The sequence below is a fragment of the Kribbella sp. NPDC050281 genome (assembly GCF_040655855.1).
In the GTDB taxonomy this organism is placed as follows: domain Bacteria; phylum Actinomycetota; class Actinomycetes; order Propionibacteriales; family Kribbellaceae; genus Kribbella.
The window spans coordinates 1-1,920 of sequence record NZ_JBFAKS010000097.1 but is presented as its reverse complement, the minus strand read 5'-3'; the positions used below and the strand labels follow the sequence as shown (position 1 = coordinate 1,920).

Here is a 1,920-nt window from a genome sequence, read left to right as displayed (position 1 = left end):
ATGAGAAAGAAGCATGGAAAATTCGATTATATTATGATCCCTGAGCTTCATAAAGATGGTGCTATTCATTTTCATGGTGTTACTGGCGGATTGAACGCTGTTATACGTGATTCAGGCGTTAAACATAAAGGCGTGAAAGTATATAATTGTAGTGATTGGGATCATGGTTTTACTACTCTTACTAAAATTAGAAGTCGGGAAAAAACAGCAAGCTATATTACTAAATATGTTACGAAAGAAATGCAAAATTCTATTGTTGGAAAAGGCAAAAAAAAATACTGGTGTTCTCGTGGGTTGAGAGTACCAGCGGTTGAGTATAGTGTGCAAGATTTAGGCCTGGGGTTGCAACCAGACTATGAGAATGATACTTGCTTGATCTATAAAATCAAATAAATTATAACATGTGCTGCAATGGTTGAAAACTATTGCAGTTTTTTGTTGCTTGAAAACCTATCAGGTGGTATATTAGTTACATAAAAGTGATTTGGAGGTGATTACGTGAGTGGGAATGTTAAGTTTTCTATGTCGCTTGGGGAAGAACTTAATGATTATTGTGTAGCTGAAGCAAAGCGTATAGGGATTACTAAGAATGCATATATAGCAATGTGTGTTGATACGATAAAACGTCAATCGGATTCCATGACTATGACTAAAGAAGCTAACGCTATGTTTGAACATGTTAAAGCTAAAGAAAACAAAACTCTTTAATTAGTAGCAGCTCCCTCTAACAGGCGGCTAAATATGGAAAGTTTACCTATTTTAGATTTAGATCTGAGCAAAGCGTAGCGGTGCATTTACAGTAGGGCGTCTGTGCTATCCTGTTGAAGCTTCAGCGTGGAAATTTAGGATTGGTTGTTTCCATGGCTGAAGTCTCCTAATTTCTGCACAGTAAGCGGGTTCCTGCTGTCAATGCTTGCGGTTATAGATATATTAACAGCCCTTTCTAACAGGCGGTTAAATGTACATAATATGTACACGAAATAAATTTAAGGAGAGAAAAGCATGAAAGAAAAAACAAAAGATTCTGTTTATGAAATTGGACTTATAACAGCTCAATTAGAGGTATTAGATTATTTGGCGCTAGAACATGGTGCGGATATGTCAGAGGCTTTAGAAACGAAAATAGATTGGTATAGAGATGAATTGTCTCAAGTGCGAGACAACTTATTGAAAAAAGATATAAAAAAACGAATGGTTAGTGTTCAATCCGCTTCGCAGGCATTCATGAGACAATAACGCATTCGCATTGCTATATTATAGCATGAAATGGATAACTAAAAATTGTTGTATTAAAGGATAGAAAACATATAAAGTGACTTTTATGGAAAGAGGGGCAGCAAATGCAGTCCGCGCGTGAGCGTGGCAAGCATTTCTGCACCTTTCCATAAATTCGGCTATATTGTCTCTGTTCATTTTTTAACAATATATTTGATTATTCATTTCGGATGAAATATGGAAAAGGAAGGGGGATTCGCTGTTGCCCGTCTACTTGACATACGGGTAACTTAACGGAAGAAATATGACGAGACTATACAAGACTAAAATAAAGTCCTATCCCAACGGCGACAAGACATTGACGGTTTATAAGAATGCATTAATCGTTAAAATTGATGATGATTCTATCGATGTATCTATTTCTGAAAAAACCGAGAAAACTGACGACGAAAAAGAGTTAGAGAAAATTAGAAATCTATGGAAAATTCGTACCAAAATAAAAGATTATGTATTATCTAATGAATTCAACTATTTTTGGACTTTGACTTTTGATTCTGATAGATATAATTATGCTGTTGCATTTGAGAAAATGGGACGATGGCTTGAACGTATGAGAAAGAAGCATGGAAAATTCGATTATATTATGATCCCTGAGCTTCATAAAGATGGTGCTATTCATTTTCATGGTGTTACTGGCGGATTGAA

Annotated in this window: 4 protein-coding genes; all 4 read left to right on the top strand. The window is 35.6% G+C overall.

Annotated elements, in window-relative coordinates; genetic code table 11:
* The coding region (locus tag AB0I34_RS44065) for a hypothetical protein (protein ID WP_360458694.1) at positions 1-393 on the top strand (393 nt) is incomplete at its 5' end.
* A 105-nt stretch (positions 394-498) separates the two neighbouring features.
* The gene (locus tag AB0I34_RS44060) at positions 499-708 is read left to right on the top strand and encodes a hypothetical protein (protein WP_350627252.1); all 210 of its coding nucleotides are present in this window, start codon (positions 499-501) and stop codon (positions 706-708) included.
* A 294-nt stretch (positions 709-1,002) separates the two neighbouring features.
* Positions 1,003-1,236: a hypothetical protein gene (locus AB0I34_RS44055; protein ID WP_350627254.1), complete on the top strand. Its 234-nt coding sequence runs from the start codon at positions 1,003-1,005 to the stop codon at positions 1,234-1,236.
* A gap of 283 nt (positions 1,237-1,519) precedes the next feature.
* On the top strand, positions 1,520-1,920 hold a 401-nt coding region (locus AB0I34_RS44050; protein ID WP_360458691.1), incomplete at its 3' end, for a hypothetical protein.